General features: G+C 40.1%; 23 protein-coding genes, 1 pseudogene and 1 other annotated feature. Of the genes and pseudogenes, 12 read left to right on the top strand and 12 right to left on the bottom strand.

Features of this window, described 5'->3' with window-relative positions; all coding sequences use genetic code 11:
* The first annotated feature begins 101 nt into the window (after positions 1-101).
* Entirely contained in the window at positions 102-1,028 is a 927-nt protein-coding gene (locus tag ACQKEZ_RS03630; protein ID WP_427299322.1) for an alpha/beta hydrolase, read from the top strand.
* Positions 1,029-1,060: 32 nt separating this feature from the next.
* Here ACQKEZ_RS03630 and ACQKEZ_RS03625 read toward each other — a convergent pair whose 3' ends face one another.
* The 3 genes from ACQKEZ_RS03625 to ACQKEZ_RS03615 all read right to left on the bottom strand — a co-directional run bounded on the left by ACQKEZ_RS03625 (position 1,061) and on the right by ACQKEZ_RS03615 (position 3,209).
* The gene (locus ACQKEZ_RS03625; protein WP_427298878.1) at positions 1,061-2,323 is read right to left on the bottom strand and encodes a tetratricopeptide repeat protein; all 1,263 of its coding nucleotides are present in this window, start codon (positions 2,321-2,323) and stop codon (positions 1,061-1,063) included.
* Positions 2,324-2,630: 307 nt separating this feature from the next.
* Positions 2,631-2,870, bottom strand: a complete 240-nt coding sequence (locus tag ACQKEZ_RS03620) for a DUF2552 family protein (RefSeq protein ID WP_427298876.1) — start codon at positions 2,868-2,870, stop codon at positions 2,631-2,633.
* A 12-nt stretch (positions 2,871-2,882) separates the two neighbouring features.
* The gene (locus ACQKEZ_RS03615; RefSeq protein ID WP_427298874.1) at positions 2,883-3,209 is read right to left on the bottom strand and encodes an iron-sulfur cluster biosynthesis family protein; all 327 of its coding nucleotides are present in this window, start codon (positions 3,207-3,209) and stop codon (positions 2,883-2,885) included.
* A 212-nt stretch (positions 3,210-3,421) separates the two neighbouring features.
* Between ACQKEZ_RS03615 and ACQKEZ_RS03610 the strand changes: the two genes are divergently transcribed.
* Positions 3,422-4,129, top strand: coding sequence for an expansin EXLX1 family cellulose-binding protein (locus ACQKEZ_RS03610; protein WP_427298872.1), 708 nt, complete (start codon positions 3,422-3,424; stop codon positions 4,127-4,129).
* A 17-nt stretch (positions 4,130-4,146) separates the two neighbouring features.
* Here the strand turns inward: ACQKEZ_RS03610 and ACQKEZ_RS03605 are convergent, their stop codons facing one another.
* Positions 4,147-5,121, bottom strand: coding sequence for a GNAT family N-acetyltransferase (locus tag ACQKEZ_RS03605; protein WP_427298870.1), 975 nt, complete (start codon positions 5,119-5,121; stop codon positions 4,147-4,149).
* Positions 5,118-5,597 carry a GNAT family N-acetyltransferase gene (locus ACQKEZ_RS03600; RefSeq protein WP_427299321.1) on the bottom strand — a complete coding sequence of 160 codons (480 nt, stop codon included), beginning with the start codon at positions 5,595-5,597 and terminating at the stop codon, positions 5,118-5,120. The genes ACQKEZ_RS03605 and ACQKEZ_RS03600 overlap by 4 nt, the downstream gene beginning before the upstream one ends.
* Positions 5,598-5,859: 262 nt before the next feature.
* Here ACQKEZ_RS03600 and ACQKEZ_RS03595 point away from each other — a divergent pair, with 262 nt between their 5' ends.
* The 5 genes from ACQKEZ_RS03595 to ACQKEZ_RS03575 all read left to right on the top strand — a co-directional run bounded on the left by ACQKEZ_RS03595 (position 5,860) and on the right by ACQKEZ_RS03575 (position 9,689).
* Positions 5,860-6,309 (top strand): YfmQ family protein, encoded by a 450-nt coding sequence (locus ACQKEZ_RS03595; RefSeq protein ID WP_427298868.1) that lies wholly within the window; start codon positions 5,860-5,862, stop codon positions 6,307-6,309.
* Between the two features lie 187 nt (positions 6,310-6,496).
* Complete coding sequence (locus ACQKEZ_RS03590) at positions 6,497-7,729, top strand: DNA polymerase IV (RefSeq protein WP_427298866.1); 1,233 nt, start codon at positions 6,497-6,499, stop codon at positions 7,727-7,729.
* 15 nt (positions 7,730-7,744) lie between these two features.
* Positions 7,745-8,107, top strand: a complete 363-nt coding sequence (locus ACQKEZ_RS03585; protein ID WP_427298864.1) for a YolD-like family protein — start codon at positions 7,745-7,747, stop codon at positions 8,105-8,107.
* Positions 8,108-8,150: 43 nt separating this feature from the next.
* Positions 8,151-8,360 carry a YqzH family protein gene (locus ACQKEZ_RS03580; protein ID WP_427298862.1) on the top strand — a complete coding sequence of 70 codons (210 nt, stop codon included), beginning with the start codon at positions 8,151-8,153 and terminating at the stop codon, positions 8,358-8,360.
* A 93-nt stretch (positions 8,361-8,453) separates the two neighbouring features.
* The gene (locus ACQKEZ_RS03575) at positions 8,454-9,689 is read left to right on the top strand and encodes an MDR family MFS transporter (RefSeq protein WP_427298860.1); all 1,236 of its coding nucleotides are present in this window, start codon (positions 8,454-8,456) and stop codon (positions 9,687-9,689) included.
* 35 nt (positions 9,690-9,724) lie between these two features.
* Here ACQKEZ_RS03575 and coaA read toward each other — a convergent pair whose 3' ends face one another.
* Positions 9,725-10,684, bottom strand: coding sequence for a type I pantothenate kinase (gene coaA, locus ACQKEZ_RS03570; protein ID WP_427298858.1), 960 nt, complete (start codon positions 10,682-10,684; stop codon positions 9,725-9,727).
* A gap of 191 nt (positions 10,685-10,875) precedes the next feature.
* On the opposite strand from coaA, the gene ACQKEZ_RS03565 reads away from it, so the two are divergent.
* Both ACQKEZ_RS03565 and ACQKEZ_RS03560 read left to right on the top strand, forming a co-directional pair.
* Positions 10,876-12,213 carry a CoA-disulfide reductase gene (locus ACQKEZ_RS03565; RefSeq protein WP_427299320.1) on the top strand — a complete coding sequence of 446 codons (1,338 nt, stop codon included), beginning with the start codon at positions 10,876-10,878 and terminating at the stop codon, positions 12,211-12,213.
* An 8-nt stretch (positions 12,214-12,221) separates the two neighbouring features.
* Positions 12,222-12,605: a VOC family protein gene (locus ACQKEZ_RS03560; RefSeq protein ID WP_427298856.1), complete on the top strand. Its 384-nt coding sequence runs from the start codon at positions 12,222-12,224 to the stop codon at positions 12,603-12,605.
* Between the two features lie 80 nt (positions 12,606-12,685).
* Here ACQKEZ_RS03560 and ACQKEZ_RS03555 read toward each other — a convergent pair whose 3' ends face one another.
* Together ACQKEZ_RS03555 and ACQKEZ_RS03550 are read right to left on the bottom strand one after the other, a co-directional pair.
* Positions 12,686-13,462 (bottom strand): SDR family NAD(P)-dependent oxidoreductase, encoded by a 777-nt coding sequence (locus tag ACQKEZ_RS03555; RefSeq protein WP_427298854.1) that lies wholly within the window; start codon positions 13,460-13,462, stop codon positions 12,686-12,688.
* A gap of 12 nt (positions 13,463-13,474) precedes the next feature.
* Entirely contained in the window at positions 13,475-14,425 is a 951-nt protein-coding gene (locus ACQKEZ_RS03550; protein ID WP_427299319.1) for an MBL fold metallo-hydrolase, read from the bottom strand.
* A 167-nt stretch (positions 14,426-14,592) separates the two neighbouring features.
* Positions 14,593-14,800, top strand: a binding site (T-box leader).
* 41 nt (positions 14,801-14,841) lie between these two features.
* On the opposite strand from ACQKEZ_RS03550, the gene proC reads away from it, so the two are divergent.
* On the top strand, positions 14,842-15,669 hold the full coding sequence (gene proC, locus ACQKEZ_RS03545; RefSeq protein ID WP_427298852.1) for a pyrroline-5-carboxylate reductase: 828 nt from the start codon (positions 14,842-14,844) through the stop codon (positions 15,667-15,669).
* Positions 15,670-15,875: 206 nt separating this feature from the next.
* Here the strand turns inward: proC and ACQKEZ_RS03540 are convergent, their stop codons facing one another.
* On the bottom strand, positions 15,876-16,364 hold the full coding sequence (locus ACQKEZ_RS03540; RefSeq protein ID WP_427298850.1) for a DinB family protein: 489 nt from the start codon (positions 16,362-16,364) through the stop codon (positions 15,876-15,878).
* Between the two features lie 133 nt (positions 16,365-16,497).
* Positions 16,498-18,111, bottom strand: a complete 1,614-nt coding sequence (locus tag ACQKEZ_RS03535; RefSeq protein WP_427298848.1) for a M20/M25/M40 family metallo-hydrolase — start codon at positions 18,109-18,111, stop codon at positions 16,498-16,500.
* 132 nt (positions 18,112-18,243) lie between these two features.
* On the opposite strand from ACQKEZ_RS03535, the pseudogene namA reads away from it, so the two are divergent.
* Both namA and ACQKEZ_RS03525 read left to right on the top strand, forming a co-directional pair.
* A pseudogene (gene namA / locus ACQKEZ_RS03530) lies at positions 18,244-19,242 on the top strand (NADPH dehydrogenase NamA).
* Between the two features lie 118 nt (positions 19,243-19,360).
* The gene (locus ACQKEZ_RS03525; protein WP_427298846.1) at positions 19,361-20,125 is read left to right on the top strand and encodes an alpha/beta fold hydrolase; all 765 of its coding nucleotides are present in this window, start codon (positions 19,361-19,363) and stop codon (positions 20,123-20,125) included.
* 40 nt (positions 20,126-20,165) lie between these two features.
* Here the strand turns inward: ACQKEZ_RS03525 and ACQKEZ_RS03520 are convergent, their stop codons facing one another.
* Positions 20,166-21,473 (bottom strand): aminotransferase class I/II-fold pyridoxal phosphate-dependent enzyme, encoded by a 1,308-nt coding sequence (locus tag ACQKEZ_RS03520; protein WP_427298844.1) that lies wholly within the window; start codon positions 21,471-21,473, stop codon positions 20,166-20,168.
* A 156-nt stretch (positions 21,474-21,629) separates the two neighbouring features.
* Entirely contained in the window at positions 21,630-22,556 is a 927-nt protein-coding gene (gene rnz, locus ACQKEZ_RS03515; RefSeq protein ID WP_427298842.1) for a ribonuclease Z, read from the bottom strand.
* Positions 22,557-22,561: the final 5 nt, after the last annotated feature.

Raw genomic sequence — 22,561 nt, 5'->3', positions numbered from 1 at the left:
GTGTATCATCAGCTACTTTTATTGAGCAAGGGAGGTAGTCTCTTTCCTAATATGTGGTATGATAAACCAAAGCATCCAACTCGAAAGGAAGAACACGATTGATGAAGAAATGGATTGTTGCATTCGCTATACTGCTATTTCCACTTGCGGCACTGGGCATATTTTTCACCAATAAAATCATGTATATTCGCAAATTGACAACTGATGAGCTAGTAAAACGTGAAACGGATGAAGGTCATTATGACCATCAAGCTTTCACACGCCTCAAAAAAGAAAAGGTACGTATTCCTTCTCAATACGGGTATGATCTACACGGTTTTTTTGTTGGACCACATGATACGAAACGCACGATAATTCTTTGTCACGGGGTGACCGTCAGCTTAATTAATTCCGTTAAATATATGAAATTATTTCATGGATTAGGTTGGAATGTTCTGTTATACGATCATAGAAGACATGGAATGAGCGGAGGAAAAACCACGAGTTACGGTTTTTATGAAAAGGAAGATTTAGCGCAAGTCGTCAAATGGCTCAGGAAAAAAACAGGACAAGATACCATGATTGGTATACACGGAGAATCGATGGGAGCTGTGACAACCCTGCTGTACGCTGCCGAACAAGAGGCAAAAGCGGACTTTTATATAGCTGACTGCCCATTTGCAACGTTTGAAGATCAGCTAATTTATCGATTAAAGACTGACTTTAAGTTATCGAGCCGATGGATTGTACCGGTGGCTGATCGCTTTTTGAAATGGAGAGACGGTTATAGCATTCACCAAGTAGCTCCTCTTGACGTCATTGATCAAGTAGAGAAGCCCATTTTGTTTATTCATAGCCGGCACGACGACTATATTCCTTGTGAACAAAGTGAAAAACTATATGAGCGAAAAAAAGGCGACAAGAAATTATTTATCGCTCCATATGGTGCTCATGCTATGTCATACAGTGAAAATAAAGAGCTCTACGAAGAAGTTGTTGATCATTTTTTAACGAATACAGTCTTGATAAATGAACAAAAAGGAGAATGAACCACCGGTTCCTTCTCCTTTTTTATGGTTTATTAGCTTATGCGGTAGTCACCACTGTGGTATGATGTCTGCCCGCTAGCTCCTTGTGGCTCTCTTCCGATTGTTGCTGACTCATGACCGATAACCCTGCAGTTGCTACCAATAAAAGAACTATCAAACTCATTTTCATATAAATGACCTCCATTTTTAATTTTTGAAATCGCTTGGATTTTTCTTTCATAAAAACGAGTAGATGCCTCAAATAAGCCAAGCTCATTGTAATAATGAGCGGCATCAAGTGCCAATTCCTCAATGTCTGGGTATAAGCGCTTGTCCTCCAACAGGTCCAATGTATCGTCTATGATTTTACTTTCAACATCAATATATAAGGCTTTTAAAAACTGGAATTTGCAAATATACACTTCATCTTCCAGTTCACAAGCTTTTATAATACCTTTTTGATAGAGAGCTAATGACTCATCTATCCGTTTCTGTTTGAATAGGATTTGTGTAAGCATAAATAGTGGGTCTAAAGAGCGATTCAGATGGGTTAAATTTTCCTTTTCAAAAACATCGAGAGAATCCTGTAAATAACGACTTGCAGTTACAAGGTCGTTCATTTGATAATAACAGTTGCCTAAGTTGAAAAGGGCCGAACCTATCACTCGAGGGTTTCCGATTGAACGTGCTCTTTGAAGAGCATTCTTGAAGTAGGGCAATGCATGATCATAGCATTTTAAATCATCGTAGTTTGCGCCAATCACAAATTCACAATGGATGATTCTAAGCGAATACGTTGTATAGGCAGAATACATATCAAGCGCTTGCATAGCATAGTGCATCGAAAAGTGGGTTTGTTTCATGTGGTAGTAGATTTCTGCTAATTTAAAATAAAATTCGGCTCTTTCAATATCATCTGATATGAGATTGAGCTTTTTTTCTGCTGAACGGTAATAAGCAATCGCGCTCAAATAATCTCTTTGTTCAAATTCAAACATTCCTCTGAAAAAATGAACATAGTATTCAAGCATATCCGTCAATTTCGTTTGGGAATTCTCAATCATTCCAAGCATTTTCTTGATTTCGCCATCATTCGAGGCTTTTTTAACAGGCTCAAAATATTCAAGCATGACTTTGTGTCTAAAGTCCATCAGCTGATAATAGAGAAGTAAGTTTTGATCCTGCTCCATATCAAGGATTTCCTGCTCAATTTCAGCCTTCAGTTTCTCTGCTGCAATGACATGAAACCCGCAAATATGCTTATACCATTCGTTTATTTTTATTCCAACCCGCGGCGATGACAGCTTGAGCTTCAATTCACTTTAGCACCTCCCTTCCCATATACGATACATGTTGTATTCTATCATATTTCCTCGAATGGAAGAAATATGAAAAGTCGTTTTTTGCAAAGTTTTCGGTATCCCGCAATTGACGACTTATATACCTTATTTTTGAGGCATTCATGGATCAACCATAGACATGTGAAATCACTTCATTTTGGCGATTTCAGATACATATAATGGGATGTTTCTTTTAGAAAACGAATTTTTATAGATTGGACAAGATCGTCATTTTATTAGATGATGATCCCAATAAAAAAAGCCCTCTGCAATTAGGGCTCTTTTACAAAACATCTGTTACATGCTCCATATTCTGTTTAATCCAATCAATTGCCACTTCAAGACTTGAAAACTCTTCCGTTTCAAATGTCACTTCATCCTGAAGCAACCATACATCTTTTTTGACTGAATCCATTCCGCCTATCGACCAATGTAAAAGACTATATGGATGATTTTGGTTTAAAAACGACACCCATGTTTTATTTTGTGCCGTGTTTTGTATCACTTTAAGCTTCTGATCCACTACGTTTCCACCTTACTTTACAAGTATGCCCATTCTTGGACTGAGTATTTGCTGAGGACTTTTCAGCATCAATGTATTGGCTTTTTCATTAAAATCAATGGTCATTTCCTCATCAAAGAATACCTTTTGTGCAATGTGTATATATAGTTTTAAATGTTGGCTATTATCAAGCTGTTCCCATTCACCTGTTCTTTCACTTGTTAACCAAAGCATTGGTACGCCACTCACTGCACAGCCACAACCTTCTGAATCGTAGCGAAGCAGTAATTCCTTAGTCTCGTTTCCTGTTTGCTGTTTTTCTATATATGTTTTAGCCAGTTCTGTGATGTGAATATACATGGCGAACATCCTTTTTAAATTGATGCTTACATTGTAACACATAAAACACCACAAAACATGACACACGACTAAAGCCGAAAGTCATATTCTTTGAAATACACGCTCTTCTCACTAGGATTATATCTATCTATTGACTCTTTCTGCTTCTTGTTTTTTAGAATTATACTGATGACGCTACCATTTAAAAAGAACAAACAGGAGGTTTTATGATCATGAAAAAGAGATTATCTCTCTGCTTCATCGGGGCATTGATATTGATGTTGAGTTTCGCTGTGCCAAACATGAAAGCGGCATCTATTCTTGATGAAGTACGAGAAAGCTATGCGACTTATACGGGATCTGGTTACTCAGGGGGAGCCGCATTATTAGATCCTATTCCATCTGACATGAAAATTACGGCTTTAAATCCCCATGATTATAACTATAAAGGGGTAAATGCGGCACTTGCAGGGGCCTACCTTGAAGTAAAGGGTCCAAAAGGAAAAACCGTTGTGTATGTGACCGATAAATATCCAGAAGGAGCAAAAGGAGCACTTGATCTTTCTCATAATGCCTTTGCCAAAATCGGTAATATGGCAGATGGAAAAATCCTAATTAGTTGGAAAATTATAAAAGCACCGATTAGCGGAAATGTAGCTTACAGAATAAAAGAAGGTAGCAGTGAGTGGTGGGCAGCGATTCAAGTGCGCAATCATAAATATCCGATTATGAAAATGGACTATTACAAAGATGGGAAATGGGTGAACATGGAAAAGACAGACTACAATCATTTCCTTGGCTTTAACATGGGATCTGAATCTCTTCCTGTTCGAATCACAGATATCCGAGGGGTCATAGTAAAGGATAAATTACCCGCTCTTCCATCTACTGCTGCTTCACAGGCCTATATTGTAAAAGGCAATGTTCAGCTTCCTAATTAACGAGGAAAAGAGGTAGCTTATTTAAGAGCTTCCTCTCTTCCTTCTCTATCCCAGCGATATGCCTCATTTTCTATTTCTTTTATGATTTCATTCTTTCCTGCCATATAGCTTTGTATATCTTCCGGATACTGATTTGCTAATTGTTCCTTGACAGACGCATACGCTACAGCTCGTTCTGGATGGGCCCTTAAGTAATCTCGAAACAATAAATGCCTTTTCACATCAGGATGATTTCTCTCATAAACATGGACATGATGCGTACGATTCAAGCCACCCTTTTGAAAAAAACGTCTCCCTTTTATGCCATTTTCACCTAGCGCTTGATACCCAAGATGTTCAAAGCTCTCTCTTTTTCTATCGATCTCTTTTATATGACTTACTTCCATTAAGATATCAATAATTGGTTTGGCAACAAGTCCTTCAACTGACGTACTACCAATATGATGTCCTTCTATCCAGCTCTTTTGAATGATTTGCTTGAGTCGCTGCTTTTCCCGATGGAATTCTTCATGCCATTCTTTTTTGAATTCAACAACCTCAACCTTTCGCCTCGGTGTCCATTTCATTTTTGATAAGGTGAGCTCTTTTGCAACATGAATCACATTTGTTTCAAGAAATCCTAACTTTTCATATAGCCTTTTTGCAGGGGTGTTTTTTTGCCCTGTGGTCAGTTCTATAGGGACATTTTTCTCCATAATTGTAGACATAAGTCTTGTTCCAATACCCTGTTTTAGCGCTTTTGGATGCACAGCCAATCGACTCATGATCAAATAATCTTTCTGCTCTTCATAAGAGGCAACACCTAGTAAGATTCCCTTTTGCTCAAAACCAATAAATTGCTCTTTTGCTTTCATTACATCTTGAATGGTCTCTTTTAATGGTGGAAGATCGGCATAGCCAATTTGTTCAGCTTCTTGTTGGTATGCAGCTAGTTGGATATGTAAGATCTGCTTTGCTACATCTCCTATTGTTTGATCTAAATTGACAATCATGACATCGCCTCTAACTTTTTCACAAATAAAACACGGTCTTCATTTATTCCATCATAGTCTGAAAACACGGAGATTCCTTCTACAGTTTTATCCCCTTTTTCAATTTGAAAGCCCAATTTTGCATGATAGGCAATTGATACTTTATTTACAGGTGCTGTTACCGCTTTAATGGTTGTTCTCCCTTCCTGTTTTGCCACATCATAAAAGGCTTGATACAGGATTTTTCCTATCTTTAATTTCCGATGATCTGGATGTACACCTACAAAATGAATGTAGGCTTCATCTGAATGAGATTGTGATAGAAAGCCGACTAAAAAACCAATGAGTTCCCCTTTCTCTACTACAACAAAACTTGTTTGCTGGAAATGTTCAAAAAATAGTTTTGGCAGTTTAGCACGAATATCTCGACCGCCCCACCAACTTTTTATGACTGATGTAACGGCATAAAAATCCGATGGCTCCACTTGACGTATCATCATGGCCCCGCTCCTTTTTATTCAACCGATTCATTGGCTTTTTTAGCTAATGGACTTTAATATTTACTTTTAATTAGTGTACCTGCCTCATGCATTACTTGTAAAGCAAGCGCCTCGTGCTCTACACTTCTCCTTGTTAGACGTAGAGCTAAAAGTTTCACACTTATTTCAAAAAGTTCTTTGCTCATGCAAAAAATCAATTGTTATCTTGTGTTAGTATAGGTATAGAAAGCTTTAGAATGTCTATTGGAGATGATGTATTTTGATGTGGGCAATCATTTCACTTGTTATTTTTAGCCTTTTGAAAATTTTGGTCACTTCTTTGCCGTCTGGTGTTGTTGAACGGTTGCTTGGTCGTTTTGAAGTGCATGCAAAAGTGAAGAACGATCACGCAAACATTACACTTGATGGTCAAAGTCTTGATGATCATGAAAAATCCCAAGTGATTCGTGACTTTAACGAAGCGATCTTTATCGAGCGCTATTATATTTATCCTGGAGATGAGGAGCGTTTCCTTCATCCGAAGGAAGGTCCAACTCCGCTTGTCATTCAAACAAAATTAGGAAAAGAGGATATCACACTTTACCTCTTTAATTATGATGATCATGTCGATGTTGTTCGTCAGTTTACACATAAGCCTAAGAAAAAGGTAACGGCTTATCGCCTGCGTTCTGAACATCTTCAAACTCTCCAAACTGTGGCTCACATTTAAGTTATCCACATGCTTTACTCAGACGAAATGTACCTGCATTTCGTCTTTTTTGTTTTAACATAGGATTCTTCTTCTCCCCCTCCCTTGCTTATCTCTTTCTTTCATGAAATGAATGATTTACCAGTATCTATTTACATTCACTTTGGTTACAATAAAAACAGAACATACGTTCTAGAGGTGAAGACAAATGGTGAAAAAAACAATTCTTTTGGTCGATATGCAGTCATTTTATGCATCTGTTGAAAAGGTTGAATCCCCGCACTTAGCAAATATACCACTCATTGTCTCTGGTGATCCGGAGCGACGAAGTGGCGTTGTTTTAGCGGCATGCCCGCTTGCAAAAAAATGTGGTGTGCAAAATGCATCAAGGTTATGGGAAGCCCAAATTAAGTGCCCAGAAGCTGTTGTTGTACGCCCACGTATGCAACGTTACCTCGATGTATCGGTCATGATTACCGAGTTACTTGAACAATATACCGACCTTGTCGAACCGTACTCGATTGATGAGCAGTTTCTTGATATTACAGGCAGTATGAAGCTATTCGGATCATCTCATGTGATAGCAGAAAAAATACAGACAGCTATTATGAATAAAACTGGTATTTATGCTCGGGTGGGTATTGGTCCCAATAAAGTGCTTGCTAAAATGGCTTGTGATCATTTTGCTAAGAAAAATGACTCAGGTATTTATGAGTTAAGCTCAGATCGTATTGCTCTTGATTTATGGCCACTTCCGATTGGAAAGCTGTTTGGCGTCGGCAAACGGATGGAGCATCATTTGAAACGAATGGGAATTAGCACGATTGGTACTCTTGCCACCTATCCACCAGACCTCTTAAAGAAGCGCTGGGGAATAAATGGTGAAGTACTTCAGCGAACAGCATTAGGGTGCGATCCGTCACCTGTCACTGTTGACACTCATGACCAACAAAAGGCGATTGGTCACCATATGACACTCCCCCATGACTATGAATCATTTGACGATATTAAAGTTGCGTTACTTGAACTGAGTGAGGAAGTAGCAAGGCGTGCTCGATTTAAACATTATATCGGTCAAACAGTCTCAGTTGGAGTCAGAGGGGCTGACTTCTCACACCCGACAGGATTTCATCGTCAAATCAAACTTCATTCACCCACACAGTTTGGATCAGATATTTCTGAGGCGGCGATGAAGTTATGCAAACAGCACTGGGATGGTCAGCCTATTCGCAGTGTCGGTATTACCCTTTCTCAATTGCAATCTGACAGGCAGTATCAATTAACATTGTTTGACGCTCATCAAAAAAAAGAACAACTAAGCCAAGTATTTGATGCCATTCATCTAAAATATGGTCCTGCCGCTTTGCTACATGCTTCTTCTCTTACAGCTGCGGGCCAAGCCTACCATCGGGCCAAAAAAATTGGTGGTCATTATAAATAACTGAGGTGAAACAACGTGAATCCCAATAAACTAACACCAGGATATAACATCATGTGGGAATCAAGCCGAATGATGTTGCCAGAACACCGCGAGCAACTGCTAGATCAAAAACGTAGAGAAAAAGAATATGCTCCTCCGATCCCTAGTTATGATCAGCTTGAGGAAATGAACCTATTGATTACTCAATCCATTGCCGAGGATCAAGCCATTTTGATAACCTATGTATCATTAGGCAAGAAACAGCAATTTTGGGGATGGATCAAAACCATTCATTATGAAAATCAATGTCTCAAAATGGTGAATGATGAAGATATCCTATTTCTCTCTTTCGAACAAATTGTTGCTGTTGAGCAGAAAGCAGACTGTTTTGATCTTTAGAAGAGTAGTAGAATAAAGATAAAACTGAAATGGAGAAACCACTATGGATGCAAGACTACTCGAAAAAATGCTCGGACAAAGCTTGCGACAATACGGGCGAAATGTTGCAAATCATCCCCTTAGTCCCCTTGAAACATCAGCACTCATAGAAGCACTAAGAACTAGGCAGGAAGACGAGCCAGAAGAAGATTTACATATTCATATCGAAGATGTCATTTACGACTATGTCACAAATCAAGGGCTCTTTTCTTAATCAAACACGCTACCTCTACATCCAATTGTGTATTTAATTCACACAATTTTTCATGTATGATTGGAACATCTTACAAACTCAAGGAGAAGCAGCATGAAAAAAAACCTACGCACTTTACATCCTTTGAGCTGGACCATTATTATCGGAACCATTTTTGGTCGAATGGCCACTTCAATGAGCATTCCATTTTTAGCTGTTTATTTGACACAAGCAAAAGGAGCCACAGCTTCTTCCGCAGGATTAATTATTGCGGTCAGCTCGCTTATCGGAATCGTCGCAAGCTTTTATGGTGGCTATATTTCAGATCGAATTGGCAGAAAAAAGGTCATGCTGATTTCAATCTTTGGCTGGACATTGGTGTTTGCAGGCTTTGCATTCGCTGATGCAATCTGGGTATTCTTTCTCATGAATGCCTTAAACGGATTATGTAGAGCATTATTCGAACCAACATCCAAAGCCTTATTGTCTGATGTCACACCTCCAAGCATTCGATTATTTGTCTTTAACATGAGGTATACAGCCATTAATATCGGTGTCGTATTTGGACCGCTGCTCGGTCTATACCTAGGTTCTTCTAAAACAACGATCCCTTTTCTTGTCGCTGCCTTTATTTACTTCCTTTACGGGATAATCCTGACACTGCAATTCAAGCGCCATCCTGTCACAAATCCAGAAAACATGAAGAAAGTCAGTGTTAAAAAAGCACTCATGATCATCCAAAAGGATACTGTGTTTACGATCATTTTAGTCGGGGTCACCTTATGTTCGTTTGGCTATTCGCACCTAAGCTCGACACTTCCGCAATATTTATCGGCTTCTCCCCTGATTGAAGATGGTCCGAAGCTATTTGGATATCTTTTATCCTTAAATGCGGTGGTGGTCATTGTCACACAGTACCCGATCATATTTGTTGCCAAGCGGTATTCCACTGTTTTATCTTTAACCGTTGGAAATGTTCTCATTGCAGGGAGCCTATTTGCCATCGCATTTTCACAAAGTCTCGGCTCTCTCGCTTTCATCATTGTCGTCTTTACTATAGGTGAAGTGTTGCTGTTTGCCATGATGGATCTATTTGTGGACAATATCGCAAAACCAGATGTCAAAGGTTCTTATTTCGGAGCAATAGGGTTTTCACAGCTTGGAAATGTACTTGGGCCTTGGGTAGGTGGAATGTGCCTTGATTTCTTTGGTGCAGAGCATCCCCTTTCCATTTTCACTGTCATTTCGTGCATTACATTGGCTGGTGTACCATTCTTAACCATTGGCTACTATCGACTGAAAAAAAGAACAGCAGCAAACATCGAAATGAATATGAAAGCAGATCAATAAAAAAACCGCTCATCCATCCTGAGCGGTTTTCCACGTTAAACTCTGCGAATCGCAATTTCTTTCACCTTGTGCCTCTCTCCTTTTTTCAAAATGAGATCCGCTCTATATTTCGTAGGTAAAATGTTTTCATATAAATTTGGACGGTTCACTGTATTCCAAATAGAAGTTGCCATCTGATCTGCCTGTTCATCTGTCAAATCCTTAAATTGATGAAAGAATGATGCAGGGTCTTGGAAGGCGGTCTCCCGCAAAAGTCGGAAACGCTCCTTATACCATGATTGGATTTGCTTTTCAGCCGCATCAACATAAATAGAAAAATCAAAGAAATCGGACACAAACACGCGTGGCTCATCTTTTAGATCATCAAGCGCAGGCGATTGAAGCACATTAATGCCTTCAATGATGACAATGTCAGCATCCTCCACTGTCTCATATACATTATCAAGCCGATCATATGTTAAATGAGAATATACTGGCGCTCGAACCGTCTGTTTACCAGATTTCAGTTCATTTAGAAATGAGAGCAGTGCCTTCACGTCATAGCTTTCAGGGAACCCCTTCTTCTCCATCAGCCCTCTATCTTTTAGTTCTTTTTGTGGATACAAAAAACCATCGGTTGTAATGAGACTAACCTTCAGCCCATCTTCAAGTCTTGATAAAAGCGTTTGAATAATACGAGCTGTTGTACTTTTACCAACTGCCACACTTCCAGCAATTCCAATTAAAAAGGGGATTTTCGCATTATGAGGATAGTTTAAAAATGCATTCACATGCTGATTCTTCTGTTTTTCAGCAAACACATGTAGTGTTAAAAAGCGAATGAGTGGTATGTAAATATCCTGCACTTCTTCAAGTGACAGATAATCGTTTAATCCTTGCAGTGCTCTTGCCTCTTCTTCTGAAACAGAGACGGGCATATGTTCACCAAGAGCTGCCCATGCCTCTCTTGTATGGCGTGTATAAAGTGTATTAAAATTCAATCGATCCTGATTCAAGTCTTTCCCACCTATCCTTATCCAACTGACGCAAAAAAAAGACGTTAACCAGATTGTAGCTTAAAATGAAGGCGCTGTCTTTATTTTTTATGTAAAATTTACTTCTATTTGCATAAAAAAGAGGCATTAAAAACAGGAAAAAGAGGGTAAATAAGAGAATGAAGTTGGGTAAAAAGAAGGGAGCACTTGCAATGAAATACGTCATCATAGGTGGAGATGCAGCTGGAATGAGCTGTGCCATGCAAATATACAGGGAGGATCCCAAAGCTCAAATTGTTGCACTTGAAAAAGGAGACATTTTTTCATATGGACAATGCGGTCTTCCTTATTTAATTGGAGGTCTGATTGATCATCACGACAAGCTGATTGCCAGAAGTGTTCAAACGTTCCGCGAAAAATATGGAATTGATGCAAGACCATTGCATGAAGTGACACATATTGATGCCGATGAAAAGATCGTATCAGGCATTCATATGAAAACAAAGCGTCCCTTTACAGAAGCATATGATCAATTATTGATTGCTACAGGAGCTCGTCCCATTACTGGTCAATTTAGTGATAGCACACTAAAACAAGTTCATGTTCTCAAAACGATTCCAGATGCCCTTGCCATTTTAGATGATTTGAATGAAAAAGTGAAACACATTACTATAATAGGTGGCGGTTATATTGGATTAGAAATGGCTGAAAACATGAAAGTGTTAGGCAAAAACGTTCACCTTATTCAACGTGGGTCAAAGCTCGGACCAGGCTTTGATCAGGACATGGCTACGCTCATCAAGGAAGAAGCGATTGCAAAAGGGATTGAAGTCGTGTTAAACGAAACAGTCCAAGGCTTGATAGGTGAAACGAAAGTCACTGCTGTTCAAACAGATCGCCAAACAATTCAAACAGATATGGTCATTATCGCCATAGGGGTTACACCACAAACATCATTTCTACAAAATACAAACATCAAACGTCTAGACAATGGTGCAATTGTCGTAGATGAGTATTTACAAACAAGCTTGAACGATATTTATGCTGCTGGCGACTGTGCCGCAACCTATCATCGGCTGAAAAAAAAACATGACTATATCCCGTTAGGTACAACTGCGAACAAACAAGGAAGAATTGCTGGATTCAATATGACAGGAAAGAAACGAAGGTTTCAAGGTGTCACAGGCACTTCTATCATGAAATTCATGGATATAACAGCTGGACGAACAGGACTTTCGGCGGCAGAAGCAAAAGAAGAAGGACTTCCCTTCTCTGTTATCACGATTGACAGTACTGATCATGCAGGATATTATCCAGACGCGAAAGAAATGAAAATAAAACTGATTTACAGAAGTGACCATGGCACATTACTTGGTGTTCAAGCCATTGGGAAAAGCGGTGTCGATAAAAGAATTGATGTAGCGGCAACTGCATTATACCAAGGTCTCACCGTAACCGATCTTGAGGATTTAGATTTAAGCTACGCACCGCCATTTAACAGTGTGTGGGACCCGCTTCAACAAGCGACAAGAAGAGTGAAGAAAGGATGAAACCAATCTTGCAAATACAAAGTGTTGCGACAATTGAAATTCCAGTGAAAGATATCGCTAGAGCCAGCTCTTGGTATCAAAAGCATTTAGGGATGAACGTCATGCATCAATCTGACGAAGATGCCATGCTCAACTTTCAAACTGATACGGCTCCATCATTTTATCTCGTGAAAACAGAGGATGATAAACGGCTTCACTTCTTAAATACATCAAAGGGCATTCGCCATGGAGTAATTGACGTATATGTTGAGGATCTAAAAGGCTTTCATCAATTTTTAGCCGAGCACGGTGTCCAAACGACTGACATCCACATTTTAGCTGCGCCAGATATGGGTGGATTTGGCTTTGAAGATATAGACGGAAACGCTTTAGGTGCAACAAATATGAAATAACCTTGTCAATAAAAGAAAAGAAAAGACAGTCCTTTAGCAAAGGGCTGCCTGCCTGAAAAACCGGTATGCACCGGTTCTTTTTATTTTTTCATCATCGCTTTTTTAGCAACTTTTTCAAATAAAAATGGGAAGAGTTGATACAGTTTACTGCCAGCGTTCATCCACCTTGGCAAATTGATCTCCCTTTTTTTCGTCAGCATAGAAGAAACGACCTTTTGCGCAACTTTGTCGGCACTAAGCATGATAAAATCAACATTTTTCACATATTCACCACTTCGATCAGCGATTGAAAAGAAATCTGTTTTGATCGGTCCGGGGTTAACGGTTGTGACATGGATGCCACTATCAGCAAGCTCCATTCTTAAACTATTTGAAAAACCGAGCACTGCATGTTTTGAAGCTGCGTAAATGGCTGATTTAGGGGTGCCTATTTTCTCAGCCTGTGAGGCAATATTGATAATCTGGCCAACTCCCTTCTTCTTCATATCTGGGATGACCTTTTTTGTACAGGCAATCAGTCCAAATACATTCACCTCAAACATGGAAACCATCTCATCAAAGGGCGTATCCTCAACAAGATCAAACACACCAAACCCAGCGTTATTCACCAAGATATCTACTTCTCCAACTTGTGCATACGCATGATCCATTTGATCTAGTTGGCTCACATCAAGCTCAACAATTTGACACGTGCCGTTCGCTTTTTCGATCGCATCTCTGACATCCACTAATCTGTCTTTTCGTCTTGCAGAAATGATGACCTCCGCTCCTTGCTTTGCGGCAATATACGCCATCTTTTCCCCTATTCCTCCTGATGCACCTGTAATCCACACCCTTTTACCCGTTAACCGGCTCATTCCATTCACTCCTTATTTCGCTACGTAATACAATATACCGTTTTTTTCAACCTCTTGAATAAGACCACTTTCTAATAGAACATCTAGTTGTCCAACCGTTTCAGACATCGTAAGAAATAGGGCTTCTTCATATAAGATAGGAAACAGCGTGCGGCAAAGGTGAAATGCTGTCATTTCTTGTTTTTTTAGTAACTGATATATCGTATCTGCTCGTTTTTGTTGTTTGATGAACCGCTCTTGGATCAATTGATCATGTGAAGTAATGAGCTGACCATGTCCTGGAAAAATAGTCTGCACTGGTAGAGTTAACAACCTAGATAATGACTGTTTATATTGAATGAGTGATTTCGCTCGTGCTTCCCCTTCAACAGGCGCCTCCATTAAAGGATTCGATGAAATCGTTGCAAGAAGCAAATCACCTCCGATGAGCACTCCTGAAGATTCATCTATGAATGAAATGTGAGATTGTGCATGTCCAGGTGTCTCAAGAACCTTAAAATGCTCATGCCCTCTCATACGGTCGCCTTCTTTTAACACTTCATCTAAATGCGCAGTACACGAGTATGTATATGACTGCTTGACGATCCTCTCGCATTCACCTTTATGCAGTGGAACGCCTAGCAGTTTGAAATAATCATTCATAAACTCAATTTGTCGACTCTGAAAATGTGGATCTCGGCTAATGTACCGTTCATTTAACAGATGTCCTGCGACATGGACAGTTGGCTTCATCATATCTAAGAGACCAACATGATCTGCATGATGATGGGTGAGAACGACTTGATCAATATCCTGCAAAGTCAATTGATGCTCCTTTAATTGTTTCACAAGTGCCATTTTCGCCTCATCCGTCAAAGGACCACAATCCACAAGGGTTAATACATCACCTTTGATTAAATACGAATGCACATCTCCAACAGCATATGGTGTTGGGATTGATATTTGAATGATTTCATCTTTCATGTTCATCAGTCATCTCCTGCAAATTGGCTCACTCTTCTTTCATCTGATTCTCTTTGTTTATTGTATCCTGCTTCGTACATACTGTCATGATTTTTGAACGATCACCTTTTTTTCATCTACCTATTGACATAAGCTTATCCCCCGTTGCATAATGAACAACAAATATAAGATGTGCGATGATGAGGAAGAGTAAACAGTGAATGACGAAAGAGAGTGAAGCCCTTGGCTGCGAGGCTTCATCGTCCTCTTATCTGTTGAACCTGCCCTTAGAGCTGTTAGGTAAACCTAAACGTTTCCCGCGTTAAGGGACTTAGAGCTGAGTATGCAATGGCATGCTAAATAGGGTGGTACCGCGAAAAACTTTTCGTCCTTTGTTGACGAAAGGTTTTTTTATTTTCTACAAGGAGGAATAACATATGAGTAAAATTGGATTCATCGGCGCAGGTTCAATGGCGGAGTCCATGATCAAAGGGCTACTCAAAAGTGGTCTCATGTCAAATGAGGATATCATTGTGACGAATAAAACAAATGAAAAGCGATTAGAAGAATTAAAGGTGCGTTATGGGGTCAAAACGGATTTCTCTCGTTCATTTATATATGAAGAAGCGGATATTCTCGTATTTGCTTTAAAACCGAAAGATGCAGAAAGCGGGATCTCTGATGTACGACCTCACTTAAATGGACAGCTGATCATTTCTATTTTAGCGGGTATCTCCATTGAAACGATTCAACACTATGCTGGCGGGAAAACTGCGGTAGTTCGCGCGATGCCAAATACATCAGCGGCGATTCAGCAATCAGCAACAGGGATTGCCGTAAGTGATGAAGTCACAGATGAGCAACAGAAAAAGGCGGTCGAGCTGTTTGAAACGATCGGTCATGTGACGGTATTAGATGAATCACAGCTGAATGCTGTCACAGCCATCGCAGGTAGTGGCCCGGCCTTCATTTATCATTTGATCGAAGGAATGGAGCGAGGTGCTTCAGAACTTGGGATGGACCAAACAACAGCGAAATTGCTCATTTGCCAGATGATTGCAGGTGCCGCCAATATGCTTCAGGATAGCGAAAAAGAACCTGCTGAACTGCGCAAAGAAATCACAAGCGAAGGCGGAACGACAGAAGCCGGCCTGAACACACTCGCTTCCTATCAATTTGAAGAAGCAATTGTCGATTGTGTAAAAACAGCGACAAAACGCGCAGAAGAATTAAACGAAATGTTTTCAGCGAGCACATATAAGTGACATAGAAAAGCACCTGTTTTGATGACAGGTGCTTTTTCACATATGTCCATCTATTTTTTCTCACCAGTGACTGGATGTGAACTGTGTGATTCACACTTTGGTTCTTTCTGTTCTTTATTAGAAGGCTTGTTCTAATAAAGAATCACGTGCCTGATAAAAATTCACATCAATTAACAATTCTTGATGCTTCACTTTTTAGCACCTCCTCATGTAGATGATTTACTCATTGACACGATGGCTTTGATTTGAGCCAGATGATGGTTTTCATGTAAAGCGATGGTTTCAGCTAATATTTGGACTGTCATCACACCTTCTTCCGGATGCAAACCCGATTGATCCCATGTATCCTTTTCTAATAGCTGAAGTGTTTTGCTTCTTCTATCTTTCAATCGATTGATCAGCGATTTGATCTCCTGCACAGAATATAATTCATAACCTCTTTCCTTCACATAAATTTCAGGATCGTACGATTGAAAAGGCGTGTGATCATTTGTTATCGCCTGCTCTATCCGCTTTGACCAGACTTCTTCTGTATCATACAAATGCCCGGCGATTTGTTTGATCGACCACTTTCCCTCTCCCATAGATTGATCGAATGTGTGCTCATCACATGTCTGCACTAGCTTCTCTAGTTCACAAATACTCTCCTGAAGCGATGTGATAATTTCTACTTTTGTTAATTTTCCAGTTTCCATTTTATTCTCACAATCCCCCTTTAAATAAATGTAAGTCTTATTCAATATCATACTCTATGTATTTAGACTGAAGGAAGATTGATTTAAAAACCAAAAGCCCAATCACCATGATAGGGCCCTTCATCACATATGCTTAACTTTTCTCTAATAACGTGTGAATCGTTGATTCTAGTAACGATGGTAAAATGCCGAAAGAGAACGGGACATGCAGCCGTTCTGTCCATTTGTGCGGGTCCTTTCCTAATGGACCAACGTTGATGACCGGAACGTAAAGTGCCTCTTTTGCTCCTTGAGGTAATGAATAACCTTTTTGGTAAAGCGGCATATTCGTCGTGTAATCGCCTACGTCCTGTTTTTCGAGCTGTAAGTAGCTCAAATCAGACAATCCAGGGAAATATTTCACTTCTTCTACTTCAAGTCCATAGACCTCCTTTGCCTCTTTTTGAATTTTCTTTAAGGTCATCTGGATATGCGGATCATCCGTTGAGGACACAGAAGGGTAAAATGGCGGACTATAAAACAGAACAATCAGCGGGCCATCTTCCTTACAAAGCGTCGTCAGCTCTGATACAATTTTTGTTGAAAAGTCACGATCTCCAAGGTCTCCTCGGTTGGCGAATGCATAGTTGACAATGCGCTCAACCTCCTGAGCGCCTGAACGTTCAGCGGCTTTTTGATACAGCTCTTGATACGTAAGAACTGTGATACTTGTGTCAATCGGTGTAAAATGTTTGAAGCGCTGAAATTCAGTTGTTTTCTGTTTGAGATCGGCCACGATTTGGATTGCTGCTTGTTTCGCAGTCTCATAGAGAAGCCCGTGCAGTTCTTCACTTGAGCGCTTCATCATGAGTACATTAAATAAGGAAACCGCCGTGTGAGGCGTTTGAACGGAATAGGCTTCTTTCAAATCCTTTTGCATTAAATTGGTCGGAGGCGGCGTCACTTCACCGTCTACTTCCTCACAATAATCATTATTCAGCTCCAACAACCGGTTTAATGCAGACACCATAAAATTCGCATTTAAGCCTGAAAATGGCTCTCCTACGTGCGTTTCTATCCCTTTGCAGAAAAATCCGGCAAGCACCTTCCCTATACTGCCTGTATAGATATATTGGTGCTCATCACCTGGATGCTTTTCAAACATCGGCTCACTGTTTAAACACGAGGTATACTCAAGACCATATTGCTCCTTGAGCTCCTTTAGTTTCGGGACAGCCTCTAGCATTCCTTGTGAATTCACCTCTTCATCTGGCACTGTGATTAGAAGAACATTCCCTTCAAATACACCAGTCATCGCTCTTTCAAGCATGGATAATTGAACAGCTAGACCTGCTTTCATATCCATAGACCCTCTCCCAAACAACCAATCTCCTGATTCAAGATCTTCTCTTGCCCGCGTAGGAAGAAGCGCACTTTTTTGCAAAAATGAAGCCATCAGCTCTTGGGGTTTACATGCCATGTTCTGAAATTCACCATAATCCTCTGTATCAACCACATCAAAATGACTTAATAAAAGCACTGTGTTGACGTGCGAGTTGTTCTGCACAAGTGCTGTTAAGAAATACCGACCATCCTTCATTGGATGAAGCGCAAGATGATCTGGATTTTTTTCAAAATAAGGTCGATCCTTTAATAAATAATATAAGTATTCAGCAAGTGCCACTTCACCTGTTGTGCCAGATATACTTTCATACTGCATAAGTGCTGTGATGAGTTCCGTCAGTTCATCTTTCGTTTGCCATTTCATCCTGTCTTCCCCCTCTGATCGCTTTTCGGTTGGTTGGTTTCTTTCATTATACAAAACCTTATATAAAAGACGTATTCCTTCAGCAACTTTTATGACAAGCAGGTTGTATCATTGCTAAAATCGAATATACATTTGAAGACTAAATTCTTTTCACCTTGGACCTTAAAAGGAGTCACACTAAAAAATCGAGTTGTTATGTCTCCCATGTGTATGTATTCAGCTTATGATCAAGATGGAAAATTGCAGCCTTTCCATTTTACTCACTATGTTTCGCGTGCACAGGGACAAGCGGGCTTAATTATGGTTGAAGGGAGTGCTGTATCACCACAAGGGCGTATTAGCCATCAAGACCTTGGAATTTGGAGTGATGAGCATATTGATGGGTTTGCGGTATTAAATGAGCAAATCAAAGCATACGGTACCAAAACAGCGATTCAACTTGCACATGCAGGCAGAAAGGCAGAAATTGACTGTGAGATGATTGCGCAATCAAACATCCCATTTGATGAGCATTCAAAAATTCCAGTTGAAATGACCATTGCTCACATTAAAGAAACCATTCAAGCCTTTCAAGATGCGACTATCCGTGCAAAGAAAGCAGACTTTTATATCATTGAAATTCATGCTGCGCATGGCTATTTAATCAATGAATTCCTTTCACCATTAGCGAATAAAAGGACAGATGACTATGGCGGTTCTCCTTAAAATCGCTACCGTTTCTTAAAAGAAATCGTTGATGCTGTCAATGAAGTGTGGGATGGTCCATTATTTGTTCGTGTATCAGCCTCAGATTATACAACAAAAGGATTTGATATTGCAGACTATATTGGCATTGCCAAATGGTTAAAAGAACAAGGCGTCGATTTAATTAATGTGAGTTCAGGTGCAGTAGTACCTGCTCAAATTCATACATTTCCTGGCTACCAAGTCCGCTTCGCTGAAAAAATGAAGGAAGAAGCCGTCGGCCTTATTACAACAGGTATTCAAGCAGAGGAAATTTTGCAAAATCAGCGTGCTGACTTAATCTTTGTCGCACGCGAATTTTTACGAAACCCGTATTTCTCAAAAACAGCGGCAGAAGAACTTGGTGAAACTATTGTTGAACCAATACAGTACTTTAGCGATCGGTAAACGATTTGAACAAAAGATGTCTATTTTTTGAAATAGGCATCTTTTTTTGTTTTTAGAGAAACATATTTGACAGTTGCTCCGTCTTTTAGCTAAAGAATCACTTAGAGGAGATGGAACGATGAATTCGGTAATGATTGAACGAACGTATCATATACAAGGACACGATTTCTATACAACATATCGCAAAGGTTACGGGGGAGCGACCATTATTTTCGAAGCTGGCTATGGGACATCAAGCGCCACATGGAATCAAGTCATACATGATATAGATAAAGAACTAGGTGTCTTTCTTTATGATCGTCTTGGAAACGGCAAAAGCAGTCAAGACAGTATCAATAGAGATCCACATGACTTAGCAGATGATTTAGATCACTTGCTTGCTGAAGCTGGTATACAGCCGCCCTTCCTCATCGTAGCACATTCATTCGGTGCACTTGTCAGCCGCCTATGGGCAAGCCGTCGACCACAAGATGTCATTGGCATGGTGCTTTTAGATCCAGCAAGTGAGGAGCAAGAAAAGATCGTCCTCCCGCTTTTATCAAAACATGAACGTGATGTATATATGAATCAATTTACCACTGAGTTTACGCATAAAGACTTTCAAAGCATACTAGAGACTGTTAAACGGGAACAAAAGCACTTCGGGATGATGCCACTACTTGTTATTTCTTCTGGCAAGAGCCGGTTGTTCTATCCAGCACATGACGCGTGGCTAAGGCTTCATAAACGATTGCTCTCCCTCTCATCTCAAAGTGGTTGGATTCAAGCACAGAACAGCTCACATTTCATTCATCATGACGAACCGCATATTGTCCAGCTTGCGATTTATGATGTGTGGTGTGCTGCCAAACAGCCAGAAGCATTGTATCAAACCGCCAACTAAAAAAGATCCTTGAACATAATTGTTCAAGGATCTTTTCATGTTAGACAGTAGGCGCAGATTGATGTTTTTCTGCGAGCAGTTTTTCAATGCTGACAAGTTGTACACAAAGTGTAAAGATTTCAATGGCCATCTTCAGTTCATCAAGCGTTGGGAATGTTGGTGCAATACGAATGTTGCGATCATGTGGATCTTTTCCGTAAGGGAACGTCGCACCCGCACCAGTCATTGTCACACCAGCTTCTTTCGCTTTTTGAACGACTGCTTTCGCGCAAAGATCCAGTGTGTTTAAGCTGATGAAATAGCCACCATTTGGTTTATGCCAATCTGCAATGCCTGTTCCTTGTAGTTTTTCATCAAGAATAGACAGGACAAGATCAAATTTCGGCTTAATAATCTCTGCGTGTTTTTTCATATGTTCAGTGAGACCGTCTGGATTCTTAAAGAAGTGAAGGTGTCTCAGTTGATTGATTTTATCTGGACCAATAGTTTGAACAGATAATTGCTTTTGAGTAAAGCTAACATTTGCCTCACTTGATGCCATCAGTGCGACACCAGATCCTGGGAAAGTAATCTTAGACGTAGAAGCAAACATAAACACTCTGTTTGGATGTCCTGCTGCTTCAATTGCTTTGAAAATATCCTTTAATGGATCAGGTGTATCTGTTAAATGATGCACCGCGTAAGCATCGTCCCAGAAAATACGGAAATCGGCTGCTTTTGTTTCCATAGAAGCAAGACGATCTACGACTTCATCAGAATACGTAATACCATCTGGGTTGCTGTATTTAGGTACACACCAAATCCCTTTAATGGCTTCGTCTTCTGCAACTAGCTTTTCTACTTGATCCATATCAGGCCCATCTGCTTTCATTTCCACTGGGATCATCTCTATGTTAAAAAGCTCACAAATAGCAAAATGGCGATCATATCCTGGGCTTGGTGCAAGGAACTTCACTTTTGGCAGTTTTCCCCACGGAGTCGTGCTACCATATACACCGTGAGCCATTGCTCGAGCAATCGTATCATGCATCATATTCAAGCTTGAATTGCCCCCGATAATGATCTGCTCTGGCTTTAAGTTCAATACTTCTGCAAAAAGTCGCTTCGTTTCAGGAAGGCCTGTCAAGCCGCCATAGTTGCGCACATCTGTGCCATCTTCTGCTGTCATGACATCCTTTGAAGTCACAACATCAAGCATGCCCATTGACAAATCGAGCTGTTTCGGCGAAGGCTTACCTCTAGACATGTCTAAATGTAAGTTTTTACTTTTGTACGCTTCGTACTCTTTTTGTCGTGTCGAATAAAGTTCATTCAATTCTGCTTCACTTAACGCTGTAAAACCGCTCATATTTGATTTTGCCTCCCGTGTCCTTAATAATTTAGTGAATGAATAAAAGTTGTTTAAATTTTCTTAACCATTTTACCACTTTTCGAAAAGAGCGTAATGAAAAATATCAAAAAATTGCACAGCTTTTTTTGACCATAAAACCATTATTTTCAAGGTTTACACGCGATCAATGGTAAAGGCTGAAAAATCATTTGCAACTTCTGTCTGCGGAAAAATGTCACGTGCTTCTGCGAGCAATTGTTTTAGCGCTTCAATCCCTTGATATCTTGCACTAATATGGGTCAAAATTAATCGTTTTGCGTTCGCTTCCTGTGCAGTTTTTGCCGCTTGTTCAGTTGTGCTATGGTAATAATTGTAGGCTAATTCTGCATCTTCTTTGCCAAACGTCGCTTCATGGACAAGCACATCCGCATTTTTTGCAAGCCTTTTTACATTCTCGCATAAGCGGGTATCTCCTGAAAATGCAACAATTCTCCCTTTTTTAGGAGGTTCTAAATAATCGTTTCCGCTCACTTCTCTACCATCTTCAAGTGTAACAGTCTCACCTTTTTTCAGTTTTTGATACAAAGGTCCGGGCTTTACGCCGATTTCTTTCAGCGCATCTGCTCTTAATGACCCAGGTAAATCTTTTTCAATGACGCGGTAACCAAATGCAGGTATCCCATGGGTAACAGGCACTGCTTCTACTCTGAATGTTTCATCTTCAAAAACTGTTCCTTCTTCAATCTCTATCATATGCAGTGGGTATGTGAGATGCGTTTGAGTTGCGGTAAGAGAGGCGGTGACGTATGCCTTTATTCCGCTTGGTCCATAGACCGTTAGTTCCCCTTCCCCACCTTGAAAGGATCGACTGCCTAAGAGTCCCGGAAGCCCATATACATGATCTCCGTGCATGTGAGTGATGAAGATTTTTTCGATTTTTCTCGGTTTAATATTCGTATGTAAGATTTGATGTTGCGTTGCTTCTCCGCAATCAAAAAGCCAAACTGCTTTTCTCTCCTCTAGAAGCTTTAACGCCGTACATGTTACATTTCTCGTTTTTGCAGGAATGCCTGCACCTGTTCCTAAAAAAAGCAGTTCCATCACTT

Source organism: Bacillus sp. NPDC077027 (genome assembly GCF_050269555.1).
Taxonomy (GTDB): domain Bacteria; phylum Bacillota; class Bacilli; order Bacillales; family Bacillaceae; genus Bacillus.
Note: the sequence above shows the minus strand (reverse complement) of the source record. Positions and strands in the feature narration are given on the sequence as shown.

What these genes read in the sequence shown, in the direction of transcription:
- ACQKEZ_RS03630 (WP_427299322.1), top strand. Translation starts at nt 102, where the DNA reads ATGAAGAAATGGATTGTTGCATTCGCTATACTGCTATTTCCACTTGCG.
- ACQKEZ_RS03615 (WP_427298874.1), bottom strand. Translation starts at nt 3,209, where the DNA reads ATGTATATTCACATCACAGAACTGGCTAAAACATATATAGAAAAACAG.
- ACQKEZ_RS03610 (WP_427298872.1), top strand. Translation starts at nt 3,422, where the DNA reads ATGAAAAAGAGATTATCTCTCTGCTTCATCGGGGCATTGATATTGATG.
- ACQKEZ_RS03605 (WP_427298870.1), bottom strand. Translation starts at nt 5,121, where the DNA reads ATGATTGTCAATTTAGATCAAACAATAGGAGATGTAGCAAAGCAGATC.
- ACQKEZ_RS03600 (WP_427299321.1), bottom strand. Translation starts at nt 5,597, where the DNA reads ATGATACGTCAAGTGGAGCCATCGGATTTTTATGCCGTTACATCAGTC.
- ACQKEZ_RS03590 (WP_427298866.1), top strand. Translation starts at nt 6,497, where the DNA reads ATGGTGAAAAAAACAATTCTTTTGGTCGATATGCAGTCATTTTATGCA.
- ACQKEZ_RS03580 (WP_427298862.1), top strand. Translation starts at nt 8,151, where the DNA reads ATGGATGCAAGACTACTCGAAAAAATGCTCGGACAAAGCTTGCGACAA.
- ACQKEZ_RS03575 (WP_427298860.1), top strand. Translation starts at nt 8,454, where the DNA reads ATGAAAAAAAACCTACGCACTTTACATCCTTTGAGCTGGACCATTATT.
- ACQKEZ_RS03565 (WP_427299320.1), top strand. Translation starts at nt 10,876, where the DNA reads ATGAAATACGTCATCATAGGTGGAGATGCAGCTGGAATGAGCTGTGCC.
- ACQKEZ_RS03555 (WP_427298854.1), bottom strand. Translation starts at nt 13,462, where the DNA reads ATGAGCCGGTTAACGGGTAAAAGGGTGTGGATTACAGGTGCATCAGGA.
- ACQKEZ_RS03550 (WP_427299319.1), bottom strand. Translation starts at nt 14,425, where the DNA reads ATGAAAGATGAAATCATTCAAATATCAATCCCAACACCATATGCTGTT.
- proC (WP_427298852.1), top strand. Translation starts at nt 14,842, where the DNA reads ATGAGTAAAATTGGATTCATCGGCGCAGGTTCAATGGCGGAGTCCATG.
- ACQKEZ_RS03540 (WP_427298850.1), bottom strand. Translation starts at nt 16,364, where the DNA reads ATGGAAACTGGAAAATTAACAAAAGTAGAAATTATCACATCGCTTCAG.
- ACQKEZ_RS03535 (WP_427298848.1), bottom strand. Translation starts at nt 18,111, where the DNA reads ATGAAATGGCAAACGAAAGATGAACTGACGGAACTCATCACAGCACTT.
- ACQKEZ_RS03525 (WP_427298846.1), top strand. Translation starts at nt 19,361, where the DNA reads ATGAATTCGGTAATGATTGAACGAACGTATCATATACAAGGACACGAT.
- ACQKEZ_RS03520 (WP_427298844.1), bottom strand. Translation starts at nt 21,473, where the DNA reads ATGAGCGGTTTTACAGCGTTAAGTGAAGCAGAATTGAATGAACTTTAT.
- rnz (WP_427298842.1), bottom strand. Translation starts at nt 22,556, where the DNA reads ATGGAACTGCTTTTTTTAGGAACAGGTGCAGGCATTCCTGCAAAAACG.